This is a genomic window from Streptomyces sp. NBC_00876, from assembly GCF_045207435.1.
In the GTDB taxonomy this organism is placed as follows: Bacteria; Actinomycetota; Actinomycetes; order Streptomycetales; family Streptomycetaceae; genus Streptomyces.
The window spans coordinates 3,473,823-3,491,647 of record NZ_CP108800.1 but is presented as its reverse complement, the minus strand read 5'-3'; the positions used below and the strand labels follow the sequence as shown (position 1 = coordinate 3,491,647).

At 69.4% G+C, this 17,825-nt stretch carries 15 protein-coding genes; 6 read left to right on the top strand and 9 right to left on the bottom strand.

The window, feature by feature from the left end:
• Positions 1 to 194 precede the first annotated feature (194 nt).
• A complete protein-coding gene (locus OG782_RS15240) occupies positions 195 to 872 on the bottom strand; it encodes an HAD family hydrolase (protein WP_406459087.1) in 678 nt (225 codons plus the stop codon).
• A gap of 116 nt (positions 873 to 988) precedes the next feature.
• Here OG782_RS15240 and OG782_RS15235 point away from each other — a divergent pair, with 116 nt between their 5' ends.
• Together OG782_RS15235 and OG782_RS15230 are read left to right on the top strand one after the other, a co-directional pair.
• On the top strand, positions 989 to 3,571 hold the full coding sequence (locus tag OG782_RS15235) for a bifunctional FO biosynthesis protein CofGH (RefSeq protein ID WP_406451214.1): 2,583 nt from the start codon (positions 989 to 991) through the stop codon (positions 3,569 to 3,571).
• 211 nt (positions 3,572 to 3,782) lie between these two features.
• Positions 3,783 to 4,679: a hypothetical protein gene (locus OG782_RS15230; RefSeq protein WP_406451212.1), complete on the top strand. Its 897-nt coding sequence runs from the start codon at positions 3,783 to 3,785 to the stop codon at positions 4,677 to 4,679.
• Between the two features lie 38 nt (positions 4,680 to 4,717).
• Here the strand turns inward: OG782_RS15230 and OG782_RS15225 are convergent, their stop codons facing one another.
• The 3 genes from OG782_RS15225 to OG782_RS15215 all read right to left on the bottom strand — a co-directional run bounded on the left by OG782_RS15225 (position 4,718) and on the right by OG782_RS15215 (position 6,793).
• Positions 4,718 to 5,689, bottom strand: coding sequence for a hypothetical protein (locus OG782_RS15225; RefSeq protein WP_406451210.1), 972 nt, complete (start codon positions 5,687 to 5,689; stop codon positions 4,718 to 4,720).
• 61 nt (positions 5,690 to 5,750) lie between these two features.
• Positions 5,751 to 5,972, bottom strand: coding sequence for a DUF397 domain-containing protein (locus tag OG782_RS15220; protein WP_406451208.1), 222 nt, complete (start codon positions 5,970 to 5,972; stop codon positions 5,751 to 5,753).
• Entirely contained in the window at positions 5,969 to 6,793 is an 825-nt protein-coding gene (locus OG782_RS15215) for a helix-turn-helix domain-containing protein (protein ID WP_406451206.1), read from the bottom strand. The genes OG782_RS15220 and OG782_RS15215 overlap by 4 nt, the downstream gene beginning before the upstream one ends.
• Positions 6,794 to 6,953: 160 nt before the next feature.
• Here OG782_RS15215 and OG782_RS15210 point away from each other — a divergent pair, with 160 nt between their 5' ends.
• Both OG782_RS15210 and OG782_RS15205 read left to right on the top strand, forming a co-directional pair.
• A complete protein-coding gene (locus OG782_RS15210; RefSeq protein WP_406451204.1) occupies positions 6,954 to 7,262 on the top strand; it encodes a hypothetical protein in 309 nt (102 codons plus the stop codon).
• A gap of 139 nt (positions 7,263 to 7,401) precedes the next feature.
• The gene (locus OG782_RS15205) at positions 7,402 to 8,517 is read left to right on the top strand and encodes an ADP-ribosylglycohydrolase family protein (protein ID WP_406451202.1); all 1,116 of its coding nucleotides are present in this window, start codon (positions 7,402 to 7,404) and stop codon (positions 8,515 to 8,517) included.
• 178 nt (positions 8,518 to 8,695) lie between these two features.
• On the opposite strand, the gene OG782_RS15200 is transcribed toward OG782_RS15205, so the two are convergent.
• Together OG782_RS15200 and OG782_RS15195 are read right to left on the bottom strand one after the other, a co-directional pair.
• A complete protein-coding gene (locus tag OG782_RS15200; RefSeq protein WP_406451200.1) occupies positions 8,696 to 10,294 on the bottom strand; it encodes a sodium:solute symporter family protein in 1,599 nt (532 codons plus the stop codon).
• 429 nt (positions 10,295 to 10,723) lie between these two features.
• Positions 10,724 to 11,506, bottom strand: a complete 783-nt coding sequence (locus tag OG782_RS15195) for an SDR family oxidoreductase (RefSeq protein WP_406451198.1) — start codon at positions 11,504 to 11,506, stop codon at positions 10,724 to 10,726.
• A gap of 79 nt (positions 11,507 to 11,585) precedes the next feature.
• On the opposite strand from OG782_RS15195, the gene OG782_RS15190 reads away from it, so the two are divergent.
• Complete coding sequence (locus OG782_RS15190; protein WP_406451196.1) at positions 11,586 to 12,455, top strand: hypothetical protein; 870 nt, start codon at positions 11,586 to 11,588, stop codon at positions 12,453 to 12,455.
• A gap of 239 nt (positions 12,456 to 12,694) precedes the next feature.
• On the opposite strand, the gene OG782_RS15185 is transcribed toward OG782_RS15190, so the two are convergent.
• The 3 genes from OG782_RS15185 to OG782_RS15175 all read right to left on the bottom strand — a co-directional run bounded on the left by OG782_RS15185 (position 12,695) and on the right by OG782_RS15175 (position 14,948).
• Entirely contained in the window at positions 12,695 to 12,898 is a 204-nt protein-coding gene (locus OG782_RS15185) for a DUF397 domain-containing protein (protein ID WP_406451194.1), read from the bottom strand.
• A gap of 130 nt (positions 12,899 to 13,028) precedes the next feature.
• Entirely contained in the window at positions 13,029 to 13,952 is a 924-nt protein-coding gene (locus OG782_RS15180; protein WP_406451192.1) for a helix-turn-helix domain-containing protein, read from the bottom strand.
• Positions 13,953 to 14,225: 273 nt separating this feature from the next.
• Positions 14,226 to 14,948, bottom strand: a complete 723-nt coding sequence (locus tag OG782_RS15175; RefSeq protein ID WP_250969254.1) for a GPP34 family phosphoprotein — start codon at positions 14,946 to 14,948, stop codon at positions 14,226 to 14,228.
• Between the two features lie 164 nt (positions 14,949 to 15,112).
• On the opposite strand from OG782_RS15175, the gene OG782_RS15170 reads away from it, so the two are divergent.
• Positions 15,113 to 17,806 carry a serine hydrolase gene (locus tag OG782_RS15170; RefSeq protein ID WP_406451190.1) on the top strand — a complete coding sequence of 898 codons (2,694 nt, stop codon included), beginning with the start codon at positions 15,113 to 15,115 and terminating at the stop codon, positions 17,804 to 17,806.
• Positions 17,807 to 17,825: the final 19 nt, after the last annotated feature.

Here is a 17,825-nt window from a genome sequence, read left to right as displayed (position 1 = left end):
TGTAAGTGGCAGGAGGTGGGTGTTCCCCCTGCCGCCCCCTCCCCCCTTCATCTGCTTCCGGCTCGCCGCCCGGAGATTGACGACGGAACCGCGTCGGCGGTGACCGGCCGCCCGGCAATGGGCACCCGCCACCACGGCAAGGGTTCCGTCCTCAAACGCCGGACGGGCTGGGTTGTCCGCGTACGAACCTGCTCTTACAGCGCCCGCAGTGCCCTCGGGCGCGGTGGGTCCGGGACCTGGCTCACCAGGGCCGGCAGGTCCGTCAGCGCGTTGATGCGGAAGTCCGCGGTGTCGACCACATCCGGGTGGTCCGCCCACCAGTACCCGCACGCACCCCGCCGGATGTGCGCCGCCAGCAGCCCCGAGGACTTGGCCGGGAACAGGTCGCCCGCCGGGTGGTCGCCCACGTACAGCGTCGACTGCGGGGCCGAGCCGGACACCTCCAGGACACGGGCGAAGAACTCCGGGTCCGGCTTGGCGACGCCCCACTCGTCCGAGGTGACCACCAGGTCCGCCGGCAGATCCAGTGCCCGCAGCAGCTCCCCGGCCCGCACCGTCCCGTTGCCCGCGACCACCACGCGTACGCCCAGCGAGCGCAGTTCCGCCAGCGCCGGCCGGACGTCCGGGTACAGGTCCGACTCGTCCAGGTGCTCGCCGCGCCCGGCCGCCGTCCGGGCCTGCGAGGCTTCGGTGACGTCTATGTCGGGGCGCAGCATGGTCAGCGCGTCGGCGCTGTCCCGCCCCTGGACGACCGCGGCCCCGACCAGCGCACTCAGTGTGTGCGGCGGGACGCCGAGCCAGTTGGCCCAGGAGGCCCAGTAGCGGTCGTCGCGGATGAGTGTCTCGCCGATGTCGAGGACGATCGTTTCCATCACCGGGCCGAGCCTACGGGTCGGGGACCCTTGTGCGGCCGAGGCGCCAGGGGCGCGAGTGACCTGCGGGAGATCCGGCCCGTCACCGGCCGGCTACTCGCTCGTATGCTCGGTTCATGACCGATCCTCAGCGCGGACGCCCCACCACCAACTCCATGCGACGTGCCCTCAAGCGTGCCCGTGACGGTGTCGCCCTCGATGTGACCGAGGCCGCCGTCCTGCTCCAGGCGCGCGGTGACGATCTCACCGATCTCGCCGCCTCCGCCGCCCGGGTACGGGACGCGGGCCTGGAGGCGGCGGGCCGGCCCGGTGTCATCACGTACTCCCGCAAGGTCTTCATCCCGCTGACCCGGCTCTGCCGCGACAAGTGCCACTACTGCACCTTCGTCACCGTCCCCGGCAAGCTCCGGCGCGACGGCCACGGCATGTTCCTGTCCCCGGACGAGGTCCTCGACATCGCCCGCAAGGGCGCGGAGATGGGCTGCAAGGAAGCGCTGTTCACGCTGGGCGACCGGCCCGAGGACCGCTGGCCCGAGGCGAGGGAGTGGCTGGAGGCCGAGGGGTACGACGACACCCTCGCGTACGTACGGGCCATGGCGATCCGCGTGCTCGAGGAGACGGGTCTCCTGCCGCACCTCAACCCGGGTGTGCTGACCTGGACCGACCTCCAGCGGCTCAAGCCCGTCGCGCCCTCCATGGGCATGATGCTGGAGACGACCGCGACCCGGCTGTGGTCCGAGCCCGGCGGCCCGCACCACGGCTCCCCGGACAAGGAACCGGCCGTACGGCTGCGCGTCCTGGAGGACGCCGGCCGGTCCAACGTGCCCTTCACCACCGGCATCCTCATCGGCATCGGCGAGTCGTACGAGGAGCGCGCCGACTCCCTCTTCGAGCTGCGCAAGACCGCCCGCGCCTACCACGGCATCCAGGAAGTCATCGTCCAGAACTTCCGCGCCAAGCCCGACACGGCGATGCGCGGCATGCCGGACGCGGAGCTGGAGGAGCTGGCCGCGGCCATCGCCGTCGCCCGCCACATCCTCGGCCCGTCCGCCCGCATCCAGGCCCCGCCGAACCTGGTCGACGCGGAGTACGCCCTCCTCATCGGCGCCGGGATCGACGACTGGGGCGGCGTCTCGCCGCTCACCCCGGACCATGTGAACCCCGAGCGTCCCTGGCCGCACATCGACGAACTCGCCGCGAAGACCGCCGAGTCCGGCTTCGCGCTGCGTGAACGGCTCACCATCTACCCGGAGTTCATCCAGCGCGGCGAGCCGTGGCTCGACCCCCGGCTGCTCCCGCACGTCCGCGCCCTCGCCGACCCGGAGACCGGGCTCGCGAAGCAGGACGCGATCCCCGTCGGGCTGCCCTGGCAGGAGCCGGACGAGGGCTTCAACGCCTCCGGCCGCACCGATCTGCACCGCACCATCGACACCGAGGGCCGCACCGCCGACCGGCGCGACGACTTCGACGAGGTGTACGGGGACTGGGAGGCGCTCCGCGAGGCCGCCGCCCCCGGCATGGTGCCGTCCCGCATCGACACCGATGTGAAGGCCGCCCTGAGCCAGGCCGCCGACGACCCGACGAAGCTCACCGACGACCAGGCGCTCGCCCTGCTGCACGCGGACGGGCCCGCACTGGACGAGCTGTGCCGGACCGCCGACACGCTGCGCCGTGACGTCGTCGGTGACGACGTCACGTACATCGTCACGCGCAACATCAACTTCACCAACGTCTGCTACACCGGCTGCCGCTTCTGCGCCTTCGCCCAGCGGCGCACCGACGCCGACGCGTACACCCTCTCCCTGGACCAGGTCGCCGACCGGGCCGCGCAGGCCTGGGACGTCGGCGCGGTCGAGGTCTGCATGCAGGGCGGCATCCACCCGGACCTGCCCGGCACGGCGTACTTCGACATCGCCAAGGCCGTGAAGGAACGCGTGCCCGGCATGCACGTCCACGCCTTCTCGCCGATGGAGGTCGTCAACGGGGCCACCCGTACCGGCATGTCCATCCGTGAGTGGCTGATCGCCGCGAAGGAGGCCGGGCTCGACTCGATCCCCGGCACCGCGGCCGAGATCCTGGACGACGAGGTCCGCTGGGTCCTCACCAAGGGCAAGCTGCCCACGGCGACCTGGCTGGAGGTCATCAGGACCGCCCACGAGGAGGGCCTGCGCTCCTCGTCCACGATGATGTACGGCCATGTCGACCAGCCCCGCCACTGGCTGGGCCACCTTCGCACGCTGGCCAACCTCCAGCAGGAGACGGGTGGTTTCACGGAGTTCGTGACGCTCCCCTTCATCCACACCAACGCGCCCGTCTACCTGGCCGGCATCGCCCGCCCCGGCCCCACCGACCGCGACAACCGGGCCGTCATCGCGATGGCGCGTCTCCTCCTGCACCCGCACATCACCAACATCCAGACCAGCTGGGTGAAGCTCGGCACGGAGGGTGCGGCGGAGATGCTCCGCTCGGGCGCGAACGACCTGGGCGGCACGCTGATGGAGGAGACCATCTCCCGGATGGCCGGGTCGAGTTACGGCTCGTACAAGTCCGTGCAGGACCTGATCGCGGTGGCCGAGGCTGCCGGCCGCCCGGCGAAGCCGCGTACGACGCTGTACGGGGAGGTGCCGGAGGAGCGGGTGCAGGCGGCCACCGCCTCGGACGGGCACCTGCCGGAGCTGCTGCCGGTGCTGCCGCAGTAGGAGGCGAGAGCGAGGGACCGCTTCCGGAGCGGGGACGTCGGAGCTCCGGAAGCGGTCTGTTCGCACGCGCGTTCGCAGTGCGCCACTCGGTCGGGTGAAGGGCCTCTGGGACCACATTCCGCGCCCATCTGATCGGCATATGCTCCCGGCAAGAAGTGGCCCCGGGTGCGTGTGGATGCGCAAGGGGCTCGCACCGACCGGAGGAATCCGCATGGTCAGCTCGCCGCATGAGGCGATGCATCGCATCTTTCAGGAGTACCCGGGGCTGTTCTCCCGCGTCTCGGAGTTACTGGGTGTGCCCATCGCGGCCCCCACCTCCGTCTCGGTGATGCCGACCGACCTCACCGAGCACCGCCCCGTCGAACGGCGCGTGGACACACTGCTGCGCCTCGACGTCGAGGGCGACGAGTCATTCCTCCTGGCCGTCGAGGCCCAGGGCAAGAAGGACGAGGACAAGCCCGCAAGCTGGGCCTACTACCTGTCCTACCTGTACACGAAGTACAGGGTTCCGCCGCTCCTGCTGGTCGTGTGCCAGGACAGGGCGACCGCTGAGTGGGCGTCCCGCCCGGTCCCCATCGGCCCCCGCCAGTGGCCCGCACTCACGCTGCGTCCCCTGGTCGCGGGCCCGCACAACATGCCGGTGATCACCAATGTCGCCGAAGCCCGCAAGGACCTCGTGCTGACCACGCTGGCCGCCATCACACACGCTGCCGATCCGGACATCGGTGCCATACTCAAGACGCTGTCCACCGCTCTGCGGGACGCACCGGAAATCATCGCCGATCCCCTTGTCGAACTCACCGCACAGGGCCTGGGCAACCGCCCGGCCGCGCAACAGTGGAGGAACCTGGTGGCCGTGGACCTTTCTTTCTACAAGTCCGCCATCTCCGAAGAAATCCGGGACGAAGGCCGCTCGGAAGGCCGCTCGGAAGGCCGTGCGGAGGGTGTCGCGCAGGGCATCCTGCTCTTCCTCGCGCGGGCGGGCATCGATGTATCGGACGAGGCGCGTGAACGGATCACCACCTGTGGCGATGTCGACACCCTGAACCGCTGGCTCCTGCGGGCCCCCGCCGCGAAGTCCGTCGAGGACGTCTTCGCCGAGGAGTAGGCGGCCGCTCAGCGCCTGCGCTCTCGCCGTCACCGGTACTAAGCTGTCTGCCCGCTGTCGTACCGGAGCGCGGCAGCGCGAGCCCGGACGAACGCTGTCCGCGGAGTCCGGCCGTCGTACATCCACCCCTCCGTGGACCCGCACCTGCCCATTGCCCGATAGTGAGTGGCGGCGTCATGACTGCGTCGGAGAAGGTGCAGATAGAAGGCGATCAAGGTGTGGTCCTCCACGATTCGGGGGTGCTGTAGGGGGTGCGCCCCGATCCAGCGCGCCTGAAGTCGCTCGAAGTCGCCGGTGAACCGTGCGGACCCCAAACCCATGTTTTCGTCGGCCATCCGCATCTCCAGATTGGCGACGAGCGGCAACACGACCAGAGGGTGGCCGTCGGGGGCCTCTTCCGCTGCCTTCCGGGCAAATCTGAACATCTCTTTATGGGATCCGGACCACTTGGCGCAAAGGTACTGCAGAGCGTGGCGGTGCCCGGTTCGGTGCAGCGGATCACACGCGATGAGAGAGGCCCAACGGGCATCGAATTCGCGTCGGGGTACTTCCAGGCCACGTGCGGTGTGCAGCGCGGTCGCCCGAGGTGTGGGGTCCAGCGGTGCCCGCTTGCCCGCCTGAGCAGCAAGGGAGTCGGCATGCGCCAGAATCCCGAAGAACTTCGGCCAGGCGTTCTTGCGTACGTACTTCGCCCGTGTCGTGCCCCGGATCGCCCAGGCGCGCACGATCTCCGACCGGGAGAGGACGGTCAGAGGGTCGGCGTCGGACGGTTCCGCGTTCGCCCACTCCCACAGCACGCGACTTCCTACGGCCTTGCGGGCGAGGTAGTCGACTCGGTGGTCCTTGAGCGCCCAGTCGCTCCCGCCGGCCAGCAGGAGATCGCGGGCAGGCCGCCAGTCGCTCCGGCGGACCAGAGCATGTGCGGCTGTGCGGAGTTCGCGGTCGCCGTACGCCTGGTCGAAGGAGACGGGCGGCAGGTATCCGAGTGAGACCCGGCTCGGTATGGTCACCAGAGAAAGCTAGCGTCCGAGCCGGGTCTTCGCGACGAGTGAGGCGCGGAGACGCAGGAAATCAGTTGGTGCGCCCCACGGTTCGGCGGTCTGCCGCAAACCCTACGAACGCCGACCAGGCGCCCCGCCCGAAGACGAGCGCGGGTCCGGTGGGTGTCTTGCTGTCGCGTACGGGGACGAGGGCGGGGAAGGTGTCCGACACCTCGACGCAGTTTGTGCCGCCACCGTCGCTGTAGCTGGACTTGCGCCAGTTCGCGGCGGAGAGGTCGAGCGTACGGTTCATGGTCTGTGCTCCTCCAAGACGCCCCGGATAAACACCATTGAGTCCGACGGGGACAGCGCCCGATCTCGGACCCGATCGTAGGACAGCCGATAGTCGGCGACCTTGTCGGCCTCGTCGATCAACTCACCGAACCCATTGCCCTCTACGTAGGCAACCGAGCTCCCGTCCCGTTCCCACAGCAACCACAGATGACTGCCCATCAGGCCGTGGATTCCCGCAGTGAAGGGAAGGACTTGAAGGACGACGGATGGCAGGTGGGATACGTCGGCCAGGTGTGCCAACTGGTCCACCCAGACCTTCGGATCGGCAGTCGGGCGGCGGAGAGCGACTTCGTCCAGAATCACCCGCACCTGAGGTGCCGGGCTGCGGTGCAGCAGTTCCTGGCGACTCATGCGCGCGGCGACTTGCTCTTCGATCAACTCAGCCTTGTCATCCGTTGTCTGGGACGCCGACAGCACCTCGCGTGCGTACTCCTCCGTCTGAAGCAGGCCCGGAACGGCCAGCTGGTACATCCACATGATGCGAGCCACGCTCTCCAGCCGCATGAACTCCTTGTACCGGTCCTTGAAGACCTCCTTGCGCGCCACCTTCCAGAGCTGCACCAGCAGGCCCCCGGAGTCGTAGAACCGGTCCAGGTCCTCCATCACCGCGAGCTTGGACAGGCGCTGGCTGACCTCCAGGCGGTAGAGGTAGCTCTTGTCGTAGCGGGTCTTCTCGGCGAGCTGCCCCAGCGACAGGCCCGCCTTCTCGCGTAAGTACCGAAGGGCCCGGCCGAGCGCGGCGCGGCCCGACTCCTCGTCCGTGGGGGTGAGTTCGGTCATCGGAGGCCCTCCGTTGTCCTGCGCGCGGGCAATCGTGTCTGCCTGTCCGAGCGTACGGCGGGAGCGTGATCATCGGAGCACGATCCGTCACCGTCACCCGTCGGTGGGACCCACGGCCCACCGGCCACGGCCCACCGGCCACCGTCCGTCAGGAGCAGACATGGCCGACCTTCCTCCCCGCCTCCTTCCCTGGTCCTCCCCGGAGGGCAAACCCTGCTGGCTCAGCACCGACAACCCCGAGAGCCTGATGTCACGGCTGGCCGATGCCATGGAGGACGAGCAGATCGAGTGCGGCGAGCAGGTGTGGGCCGGGTCGCGGGCCGTGCTGGCGGACCGGGCCGCGGGGGAGCGGGCGGTGCGGTTCGCGCTCGTCAGGGCCACGGAGTCACTGGGGGACGTACTGCGGATCGCGCACAGCAGAGGGCAGCGGATGCCGGGGGAATCCCCGGAGAATGCCGCGCAAAACTGAACCGAACCAGCCACTTCGTACATACCGTTCCGCCCCCGTCGGGCCCGTGGTCGTTCGATTACAGTGCTGCGCAGTTGCCGCGCAGCCACCGCGCGGGCGCACGCGGGACAGGGCGAGAGGGAGACGGGGGAGGGGCGCGGTGAGCACAGGGAACACAGCGGTCTGGGGCCGCGCCGAGCAGCAGGACTTCCGCAGCCGGGTACGCGGCGCCCTGCTCTGCGGCGCCATCGGCGACGCCCTCGGCGCGGGCGTCGACGGGCTCGCGCTGGAGGAGATCCGGGAGGCCCACGGGACCGACGGGGTCACCGACTTCGTCCTCGCCCACGGCGCACGCGGCACCGTCACCGCCGCCACTCAGCTCACCCTGTTCACCGTCGACGGGCTGATACGCGCCCAGGTGCGCCGCGACACCGGCGCCTGGCACCCGCCCACCGATGTGCACCAGGCCCATCTGCGCTGGGCGGCCACCCAGCGCGACTGGGGCCCCGACGAACGGCGCAAGGACAACGGCTGGCTCGCCGGGCAGGAGTGGCTCTACGCCCGGCGCGCCCCCTCCCGGGTATGCCTGGGCGGTCTCGGCGACACCACCATGGGCACCCTGGACCGGCCCAAGAACCCCGCCGCGCACGACTCCGCCGCGCTCACCCGCTCCGCCCCCTTCGGGCTGCTCGTCGGCTGGGAGCCGCAGCTTGTGCTCCAGCTCGCCGTCGAGTGCGCCGCCCAGACCCACGGCCACCCCACCGCGCTGCTCTCCGCGGGCGCCCTCGCCGTGATGGTGCACGGACTGGCGCGCGGCGATTCGCTGGACGGCTCCGTGCAGCACGCCCTGGCCCTGCTCGCCGAACGGCCGGGCCACGAACCGGTCACCGAGGCGCTCCAGCACGCGCTGGGTACCGTGCGCCAGGGCATTCCGGGCCCCGCGCTCATCGAGTCGCTGGGGGACACGGACTCCGCGGAGGATGTGCTCGCCGTCGCCGTGTACTGCGCCCTGGTGGGCGAGGACGTCCGGCACGGGCTGCGGCTGGCCGTGAACCACGGCGGGCCGTCCGCGGCCACCGGGGCCCTGTGCGGGGCGCTGCTCGGCGCGCTGCACGGCGAGACCGCACTGCCGCCGGCCTGGCTCGTCGAACTGGAGGGGCGCGCCACGCTCCTCGAACTCGCCGACGACTTCGCCATGGAGATGACCCAGGGGCCCGCCCTGCACAGCCCGGCGTCCGCCGCACCGGGCTGGCTGGCCCGCTACCCGCGCGGCTGAAGCCGGGAACAGGCGCGGGACGGGGTTACGGGAGGCAGTGCATCCGTAACCCCGCCGCATCCGTAACCCCGCCCCGCACCCCCGCACCCCCGCACCCCCGTACAGCCGCACCCCCGTACAGCCGCACCCCCGTACAGCCGCACCCCCGTACAGCCGCACCCCCGTACAGTCGCAGGCGTCAGTCCTTCACGCCTTTCGCGTCCTGCACGCCCTGCACGCCCTCCGTGACCGTGACGTCGCCGGGACCGGCCTGGGCCGGCACGGTCGCACCGGTGGCCGGGCCGTCGCCGTCCGAGTTGATCTGCTCGATGATCGCGTCGCGCTCCGGGGTGTCCTCCGGCTTGATGAAGCCGATGACGATGTAGAGCACCAGGGAGATCGCCAGCGGCAGTGCCACCTGGTACTGGAGCGCGACGTCCGTCTTCACCGAACCGTCGAAGTTGTAGTTGGTGAGGTAGAACGCCAGCAGACCGGCCGCCCAGCTGGTGAGCGCCGCCGTCGGTCCCGACTTACGGAACCTGCGCAGCAGACCCAGCATGAACGGGATCGCGATCGGGCCCATCAGACCGGCGACCCACTTGATGACGACGGAGATGATGTCCTTGAACGTCGGGGAGTTGATCTGGGTCGCCAGCGCCATGGACAGGCCCAGGAAGCCGAGTGTGGACAGCCGCGCGGCCAGCAGGCCGGCCCGGTCGCTCCAGTTGCGGGCGGCCTTCGAGAAGACCGGCGCGATGTCCCGGGTGAAGACGGCCGAGATGGCGTTGGCGTCCGAGGAACACATGGCCATCGTGTGCGAGAAGAAGCCGACGACGACCAGACCCAGCAGACCGTGCGGCAGCAGCTGCTCGGTCATCAGGGCGTAGCTGTCCGAGGCGTCCGGCTTCTGCGCGTCGACGAGCAGCGGGGCGCACCACATCGGGAAGAACAGGACCGTCGGCCAGACCAGCCACAGGATGGCGGAGAGCCGTGCCGAGCGGGTCGCGGAGGCGGCGGAGTCCGTGGCCATGTAGCGCTGGGCCTGGTTCCACATGCCGCCGTTGTACTCGAAGGTCTTGATGAACAGGTAGGCCAGCAGGAAGGTCACGGTGTACGGGCCGGCCGTCGGTTCCGTGTGGCCCTCGGGCAGCTTGTCCCAGACCGTCCACAGGGTGGAGAAGCCGTCGAGCTTGCTCATCGCGGTGACGAGCATCGCGATGCCGGCGAACAGCTGGATGACGAACTGCCCCAGCTCGGTGAGCGCGTCGGCCCACAGGCCGCCGACCGTGCAGTAGACGGCCGTGATGATGCCGGTGATGAAGATGCCCTGGGTGAGGGTGATGCCCGTGAAGACGGAGAGCAGCGTGGCGATGGCCGCCCACTTGGCGCCGACGTCCACGATCTTCAGCAGCAGCCCGGACCAGGCGAGCGCCTGCTGGGTCTGGATGTTGTAGCGGTTCTTCAGGTATTCGAGCGGTGAGGCGACGTGCAGCCGCGAGCGCAGCCGGTTGAGCCGGGGAGCGAAGAGCTTGGCGCCGATCCCGATGCCGATGGCGATCGGGAGCGACCACGTCACGAAGGACGTGACGCCGTACTGGTACGCGATGCCGGCGTAGCCGGTGAACATCACTGCGCTGTAGCCGGACATGTGGTGCGAGATGCCGGAAAGCCACCACGGCATCTTGCCGCCGGCTGTGAAGAAGTCGCTGACGTTGTCCACGCGCTTGTGGGACCAGAGCCCGATCGCGATCATCACGCCGAAGTAGCCGATGAGCACGACCCAGTCGAGACTGTTCATGTGCCCCCTCCTGGGGTCCGCCTTATGAACGGGTACGCACTTCGTCAGTACGGCCGTTCAGCGGAGTCCCCGTGCGGGAGCGGGGACTCCGGGGATTGAACCGCCTGTCCGGCGCCTCGGTCAAGGTCCCCGACGGTCATAAGTGTGAACGTGGATCAGTAAGGCGAACGATTTTGCTTGTTCTTGACCCATGGAAGCGTTGTCGTGAACGTGACAGCGGCCACACGATGGGCGGGCGCTTCGTCAGGCCGTGCAGAGAGCGACGACACGTCCACGTCCAGGAACGCCGATGAACACAGAGAGACCGCACGGGATGCGGGTCCCGTGCGGCCGAAAAGGAGGAGAACTGCTTCTGCCGAACCCCCTGTCGGGTTCCCTCCGGACTTTCTCCGGAGTCTTGGTGCGTCGCTGCGTCAGTGCGTCAGTGCGTCAGCGCATCAGCTCACCGGCGTTGACCAGCAGGGACTGCCCGGTGATCGCCCGTGCCCGGTCGGAGGCCAGGAAGGCCGCGGCCTCCGCCACATCGCCGTCCGTGGCCAGCTCCGGAAGCGCCATGCGCTCGGAGAGCCTCCCCAGCACCTCGGCCTCGGGCACCCCTTCGGTGTGCGCGGTGAACTGTACGTACGCCTGCACCGGCGGCCCCCACATCCAGCCCGGCAGCACGGTGTTCACCCGGATCCGGTGCGGTCCGAACTCCCAGGCCATGGAGTACATCGCTGAGGTGAGCGCGCCCTTGGAGGCCGCGTACGCCGCCTGCCGCACCTGGGACGGCGCCGCGATCGCGGACTGCGTGCCGATGAGGACGACCGAACCGCCGCGCTCCTTGAGGGCGGGCAGGCACGCGCGCGTCATCCGCAGCGTGCCGAGCAGATTGACGTCGATGACCGACTTCCAGGTGTCCAGGTCGGCATCCTCGACACCCCCGAAGTAGCTGTCCCAGGCGGCCACGTGGACCACCGCGTCGATCCGCCCGAACCGTTCGACGGCCAGCGCCGCGAGCGCCTCGCACTGCGCCTCGTCGGTGATGTCCGTGGCCAGGTGCGCGGTGTGGCGGCCCTCGGGATCGATCTCGGCGGCCGACTTGGCGAGATTGGCCTCGGTGCGCGCCCCGAGCACCGCGTTGCCGCCGTCGCGCACGACCGTGTCCGCGATCTGACGCCCGAGTCCGGCGCCCACCCCGGACACGATGACGGTCTTCCCCGCGAGCAACATCGGTGCCTCCCGGCTCTGGCAGTTCTTCTGACGGGGCGTCAGAGTAGGTCGCTCCGGCACAGTACGGAAGGGGAACGGCATGAGCGACGGAACACGGGACACCGCCGAGCGGGACGGCGGGACGCGGAGCGACACCTACGCCGAGCTGGCCGCGCTGGGGCCGTACGGAGTCCATCCCGGCCATGCGCTGATCACGATGGTGGAACCGCACCCGGGCCATGAGTACGCGTACAACCGCTGGTATGAAGATGACCACTTCTACGCAGGCGCGATGGCCATGCCCTGGATGTTCTCCGGCCGGCGCTGGGTGGCCACCCGGGAGCTCCAGGAGCTGCGGTACCCGGACAAGTCCGCGATCGCGACGCCCGTCTCGGCCGGCTGCTACCTCTCCACGTACTGGGTGACGGACGGGCGCTACGACGACCACATGAAGTGGACCGTCGGGATCAACAAGCGGCTCAACCGGGACGGGCGGGTCTACCAGGACCGCACCCATGTCTTCACGGCGTTCCAGGACCATGAGGCGACGGTCTACCGGGACGGGGCCGCGGGGCCCCGGGACTTCCATGCCCTCGACCATCCCTATCAGGGACTGGTGCTTGAGGTCATCGACGCCGAAGGGCCGGAGCAGCGCGCCGAGTTGCTGGAGTGGCTGCGCTCGCGGCATCTGCCGAAGCTGCTGAGCGGATCGCCTGCGGCGATGGTGACCGTCTTCCGTCCCACGCCGTTGCCGGGTGACCGGATGACCTATGTGAAGCAGGTGGAGGGCGTCGACACCCGGCTGACCCTGCTCTGGTTCCTCCAGGAGGACCCGAGGGAGTGCTGGGCGGAGCATTTCGCCGGACTCGACGCGGTGGTCGCGGAATCGGGACTGGGGCGGGTGGAGTTGGTGGCGCCGTTCATCCCGACCGTGCCGGGCACGGACCGGTACGTGGATCAGCTGCGCTGATTCCGTCCGCTCCGACGGGAAGTCGCCTCCGACAGGCTTCACTTCCCGCAGGGTTCACTTCCGGCGGGGGCTCACTTCCTGCGGGAAGTCCCTCGCTGACGCGAGGAACCGCAGCCTGGGGAATTGACCACGACATGCGTCAGGTCAGTCACCTACCCTCTCGGCCAGGACGGCGGGCCGGTCGAGAGGGCTTTACTCAGGCTGCGGCTCGTGGGGAGGGACAGCCGCACCGGCCGATATCAGTGCTGAGTGGTTCGGCTGACATCCAGGAGGAACGTCGACCACGTCTTCGCGGTGAAGTCGAGAACTCCGCTGGGCAGGTTCTTCGAATCACGGACCAATACCGCGTGGTCCACCGCTGCCTTGACTTCCACGCAATCCCCATGCGGCCCGGAATACGAGGACTTGGTCCATTCTGTCAGTGCGCCATGCCGACTCAGCATAATGACTCCGATGGTTGTGCCACGTGTTGGGCTGTGTGCCCAGTCACTGCTCCCAGCGACCTGTCAGCGACGCTACGCCGCAACATCATGGGACGTGAGTGGCGTTCACTCATTCGGATGGCATATTCAGCTAAGACCTTTCAGTCCAAGGTCGCGCCGGTGTATCGTCCGCCTCTCGCTGGCGGGGTGGGCTGTTCGTGGCCCGCAGGCTCTCCGCCACACCGAGAATGAAGTCGCGGGAGTGCTCCGCGCTCAGCGCTTTGGCCCGCAGGTGTTCGTACATCACCGCGTAGCTCTGTACGTCGTTCGCCTTTTCCAGGTACAGGTCGCTCGTGACTCCCTCGAGATAAACGACGCTCGCGTCCATGGTCTCCTGGAATTCGAGAATGGCGAACTTTCCGTACATTCCCGGATGGGCCCCGACGTCGTACGGCAGTACCTGGAGCGTCACATGCGGCATCTCGCTCAGCTCCGCCAAGTGCGACAACTGGTCGGCCATGATCTGCGGATTGCCGACGACACGGCGCAGGAGCGCCTCGTCGATGACCGCCCAGAAGCGGAGCGGATTGACCGGGTCGGTCAGGCGGTCCTGGCGCTTGAGGCGGATCTGGATGCGCTTGTCGATCTCGCTGGGCGTGGCCTCGGGCCACATCCCCTCGATGACCGCCTGCGCGTACTGCCGTGTCTGCAACAGGCCGGGGACGATCAGTGACTCGTACACGCGCAGGGAGGCCGCGTCGGTCTCCAGGCCGATGTAGACGCTGTACGGGATGTCGCCGAAGGCATGCCACCAGCCCTGCTGGCGGGAGTCCTTGGCCATCTGCATCAGCGAGTCGACGATCCGGACGTCCTCGACCTCGTACACCCCGCAGAGATCGCGCACGTCGCGCTGGCTGATGGAGCGGCGGCCGTTCTCGAGGCGGCTGATCTTGGACTGCGAGACCAGCAGCCGCTCCGCGACCTCCTCGGCCGTCATGCCCTTGATCTCGCGCAGTCGGCGCAATTCCTGACCCAACCGGCGTCGCCTGACGGTGGGATTGACGTTGGACGGCACGGAAACGGCACCTCCGGCTATGTAGCTGTGCGTGTCTACTGCTCAGCAGATTGCCACCCGGGGGCCCGGCCGCGCTGGGAAATGGCCACACGCAGCGGCGCGGGGCAGCCGGTGGTACCGGCTGCCCCGCGCTTGGTGCGGCTCCCGAACCGGGTCTTGGGGACGTCGGTGCGGCGGTATTCGGTTGTTGCGGTGGTGCGATGCGGTGCGGGTGCTGCGTGCAGTGCTCGGTGAAGCGGGTGGTGCGGGTGCTGCGGCGACGCCCGTGCGGTCCTAGTGGACCGCAGTGTGCGCCATGCTGTCGCGGCGTGACTGCGACTGCACTTGCGGTTGCAACGGCACGCCGGCCGCCTGGTTGCGGCGCGGTTGTGCGACCGCCCCGTTCTGGACGTCCATCACGGCATGCGCCACGAGACCGCCCATCGGGTCGTGTCTGATCAGGTCCCGGAGCCGGGAGCGCGAGGAGCGCCCCTCGTTCCCGGGGTACAGGTGCTTGCCGAGTCCGACCGCGTGGGCCAGTGCGGCGAGCGCCGCGGTCCGCGGGTCCGGCGGTACGCCGGTGCGGATCGCACTGTCCAGCCTGGCTCTGATGTCCCGGCTGATTGCCGTGTCCGTCGCCTGGTAGCGAGTCGTCGGCAGCACTCCGCACATCTGGCCCGCCACGGCATGCACCATGCCGCACCGCTCCAGATGAGCGAGGTAAATCTGGCGGAGCCCCAGCCGGGGTCCGCCGATCCAGTGGACGGCCCGGACCGGGCTGCCGCGTCTGCGCAGCAGTTCCAGTGCGGAGTCCAGGGTCGGATCTCCTGTCGGCCGTGGCATCACCACGGCGATACGATCCCCGTCAGGGGCTATCCGTCCTGCCAGAGCCAGCTCTACTAGCTGGGCCCCGGCGAGGCCGAGGTCGAGCGACTGCGGCTGCGCTGTGGTACCCGTGGTCGGGTCCAGAGCGAGCAGCAGAAGCTCCTCCGGAATTGTTCTGCGGCTCCTGCCCATCCATGCCTCCCCGCGTGGATGAGTGACAGGGTGACCCCTCTCACATCTGTCTGTCGAGGGTGCCTGGGGGCTTTGTACGGGAACCAGTAGGTATGTCGTTCTCGTCTAGCAGCTCGGCCAAGGGTTCACACGGGACACTGGTAGATGGTTCGGACAGCGCGGGCATGTCCCCGCGCCGCATGGAGGAGGCATCGGTGGCGGGCGAGTCCCCCGGCAAGTCGGAGCATCAGAAGTCGTCGGGAACGACTCGGAGCGAGGCCGATCCGCGTCTTGCCGTCTTCGTCGAACCCGTCTCCCCGGTGGAGACCGGCGGCGGGGCGGACACGGCGACGGCCGTTTTCCGTACACGGCCTTCCGGGGCCGAAGCCGGCGTTGAGGCCGGCGTTGAGGGTGGGGTCGGGTCTGAGGCTGGTGCTGAGGCCGACTCCGGTTCCGAGGCCGACTCCGGTTCCGAGGCCGAGCTCGCGTCCGGCTCTGAGCCCGCGTCCGTGGGCGAGGGTGTGGTCACCGCAGGGCGGTCCGAGGGTGCCGAGGCCGCCGAGGAGGCCCCTGAAGGCCGCGAGGGCCCGGTAGAGGCCTCCGAGGCCGAGTCGGGCGCTGCGCAGGCGCACGGGGCGCCCGAGGGGCCTGAAGGGGGCGCGGAGCCCGCCGCGACGGCCGATGCCGCGGCTGCCGATCCGGCTGAGGGGCCGGAGAAGGCTGCCGAGCCCGAGTCCGGGGCGGGTGACGCCCGACTGCGTGCGGCGGTGGCCGCGTGGGTGTCCAAGGCCGACGACGGCAAGGGCGGCGAGGGCGAGAGGGTCGAGGGCGGCGAGGAGTCCGAGCGGACGGCGGAGGCCGGAGAGCGGGGCGACGCTGCCGACGCGGCTGTCGAGCCGGGTGACGGCGAGGACCGGTCCGACGACGGAACGCCCGCCGAGGCCGACGGAAGCGCCAGCACCTCCGATTCCTCCGATTCCTCTGATGCCTCCGACGACGGAGCCGCCTCCGGAGAGGCGCGCGTCCCCCGGAGCCGCGAAGAGTCCGGCCAGACGTCGGATGCCACGTCCGAGCCGAAGCCGGAATCCGAGCCGAAGCCGGAATCCGAGCCGAAGCCGGAATCCGAGCCGAAGCCGGCCGCGGAATCCGACGCCGCGAAATCCGACGCCGACGAATCCGCCGCCGACGAATCCGCCGCCGCGGAATCCGGCTCGAAGCCGGACGGGGAGGGCGCGCGGGCCGCTGCGGACAAGCGTGGAATCGATCAGCCCACGGCTGTCTTCAAGGCACCCCGGCTGCCCCGCGTGGATCAGCCGACGACCGCTCTGAAGATCACCCGGCCGTCGGCGAAGCCGGGGTCCGGGGCCGAGTCGGAGCCGGAGTCCCCCGCCGAGCGGACCAGCAAGTTCGTGCCGCTGCGGGCGGACGACGTGCGCCCGGCTCCCGCGCTGCGTAAGCCGAACGCATCCGCACCCGCTTCCGCTTCCGCATCCGCACCCGCTTCCGCGCCGGAGTCCGCTGCCGGCGCCGGGCAGCAGCCGCCCGCCGCGTCGCTCAGCGGCGCCGAGCGGACCAGGCAGCAGCCAATGCCGCCGAGGCCGCCGCTCGACCTGCTGGCCGAGCTGACGAACACCCCGCCGCCGCCGGAGACCCCGGTCCGCACGGCCGTGCGCCGGGTCAAGATCTGGACGCCGCTGGTCATCCTCCTGCTGATCGCGTTTGCGATCGTGCAGATGGTGCGCCCGCTGCCGGACCCCGTGCTCACGATGACGGCGGAGCCGTCGTACACCTTCAAGGGCGGCGACCTGAAGCTCTCCTGGCCCGAGCAGGGGCAGTCGGCGGTCAGCGTGGACGGCGTCGGTTCGCTCGGTTCGGCCGGGGCGCAGAAGCCGGCCCCCATCGCCAGCGTCGCCAAGATCATGACGGCGTACGTGGTCCTCAAGGAGCACCCGCTCACCGGCAAGGAGCAGGGTGAGAAGATCACCGTCGACCAGCAGGCGGAGGACGAGTCCAAGCTGGGTGACGAGTCCACCGCGCCGATCACCGAGGGGCAGCAGTTCACCGAGAAGCAGCTGCTGCAACTCCTGATGATCCCCTCCGGGAACAACGCCGCGCGCCTCTTCGCCCGCTGGGACTCCTCCGAGGCCGAGTTCGTCGCGAAGATGAACGCAGCGGCCAAGGACCTGGGCATGACCGGCACCACGTACACGGACCCGAGCGGACTGAAGAAGACGACGGTCTCCACCGCCACCGACCAGCTGAAACTGGCCAGGGCCGTGATGCAGAACGAGGTGCTCCGGGAGATCGTCGACACCCCGCAGATCAAGATCCCGGGCATCGACTCGACGATCTACAACAACAACACGATCCTGCTGCAGCCGGGCGTGAGCGGCATCAAGACGGGCTCCTCCACGCCGGCCGGGGGCAACCTCGTCTGGTCCGCCAACACGGTCGTGGACGGCAAGAAGCTGTGGATCTACGGCGCGGTCATGGGGCAGCAGGCGGGCACCGGCCAGCCGTACGACAGCCTGGTGATGTCGCTGAACAACAGCCTCAAGCTGATCAAGGATGCGCAGAAGGCCGTGACGTCCGCCACCGTCGTCAAGAAGGGCGATGTGGTCGGGTACGTCGACGACGGGTTCGGCGGCCGGACGCCGCTGGTCGCGACCGGTGACCTCAAGGCGAAGGGCTGGCCGGGCCTGAAGGTGGAACTGTCCGTGAAGGACAACGGCAAGGCGATCTCCCGCAGCATGAAGGCGGGCACGAAGGTCGGTGTGGTGACCGTGGGGACGGGGCCCGGCAGGGTCAGCACCCCGGTCGCTCTCCAGCAGGATCTGAAGGATCCCGAGTTCGGTCAGAAGCTGACCCGGCTCGGCTGAAGGCTCCGGCACGGCCGTG